Below are 1,521 nucleotides of genomic sequence, written 5' to 3'. Positions count from 1 at the left end.
GCAGCTCGTCCAGCGGCACGAACGCGGACGGCACCATGTACTCGGGCAGCCGCTCGGCCGCGTGGCGACGCAGTCCCTCGACGCCCGCTCCGACGACGTAGGCGACGAGCCGCTTCACGCCCGGCTGGTCCTCCCGGACGACCACCGCGACCCGCCGGACGTCCCCGTGCTCGGCCAGGACCGCCTCGATCTCGGCCGGCTCGACGCGGAACCCGCGGATCTTCACCTGCGCGTCGGCCCGTCCGGCGAACTCCAGCAGGCCTTCGCCGGTCCAGCGGACCAGGTCGCCCGTCCGGTACATGCGGTCGCCGAGGCCGAACGGGCACGCCACGAACCGCTCGGCGGTCAGCGCCGTCCGGCCGGCGTAGCCGCGGGCCAGCCCCGCGCCGGCGATGTAGAGCTCGCCGGTCACGCCGGCGGGCACGGGCCGCAGGAACTCGTCCAGGACGTAGGCGCGGGCGTTGTCCATCGGGCGGCCGATCGGGACCGGCCCGTCCACGTGTCCGGGATCGGTGAAGGCGAGTTCGGTGGTGAACGCCGTGGTCTCGGTCGGCCCGTAGGTCGTCCGGACGGTCAGGCCCGGGTGCGCCTCCAGCAGCGTCCGGATGGCGACCGGGGACACGACGTCACCGCCCGTGGAGACCTCGCGGACGCCCGCGAACATCTCCGGGGCCTGCTCGGCCAGAGCGGCGAACAGCCCGGCCGTCGCGTGCACGTTCGTCACGCCGTGCTCAGCGACCAGTCCGGCGCGTTCCCTGACGTCCACCTCACCCGGCGGGACGATCACCAGCCGCCCGCCGCGCAGCAGCGGCACCCAGATCTCGTAGGTGGAGGCGTCGAAGGCGTGGTTCGCCTGGACGAGCACGTTCTCCACGACGCCGTCGGCCCAGCAGGACGACAGCCCGAAGTCCACCACGTTCGCGTGGGTGACCAGGACGCCCTTCGGCACGCCCGTGGACCCCGACGTGTAGATGACGTAGGCGGCGGAGTCCGGCCGGACCGGGATCCCCGGGGCGGTGTCGTCGGCGGTGGCGAGCAGCGCGTTCGCCCGCGCCGTCTCGACCGGGCCGCCGCCCGTCAGCAGCGGATGGCCCGCCGCCTCCCCGTCCGTCAGGACCAGCGACGCCCCCGACTCGGCCAGGACGGTCCGCAGCCGGTCCGCCGGATGCGCGAGGTCGAGCGGCAGGTACGCCGCCCCGGCCTTGAGCACGCCGAGCAGGACGGCCACCAGGTCGGCCGAGCGGCCCATCATGACGCCGACGAGGTCCTCGTGGCCGACGCCGCGCGCCAGCAGCCCGTTCGCCACCCGGTTCGCCCGCGCGTCGAGTTCCGCGTAGGTCAGGTGGACGTCGCCGAAGACGGCCGCGGGAGCCTGCGGAGTCCGCGCAGCCTGGCTCTCGAACAGCTCCACCAGAGAGGAGTGCGGGACGGGGCGAGCGGTGTCGGTCCACTCGCCCAGCAGCCGGTCGCGTTCGGCCACCGACAGGATCTCCACGTCGCCGGCGCGCAGGGCGGGGTCGG

At 74.6% G+C, this 1,521-nt stretch carries 1 protein-coding gene; it reads right to left on the bottom strand.

The genetic code is table 11. The features are described from left to right. Window positions 1-1,521: amino acid adenylation domain-containing protein (locus tag AB0J52_RS40065; protein WP_500188405.1), on the bottom strand; the 1,521-nt coding region annotated here is incomplete at both ends.

It is taken from the genome of Spirillospora sp. NPDC049652 (assembly GCF_040675125.1).
Taxonomy (GTDB): Bacteria; Actinomycetota; Actinomycetes; order Streptosporangiales; family Streptosporangiaceae; genus Spirillospora.
The sequence above is the reverse complement of the archived record's forward strand: the minus strand, read 5'-3'. Positions and strand labels throughout refer to the sequence as shown.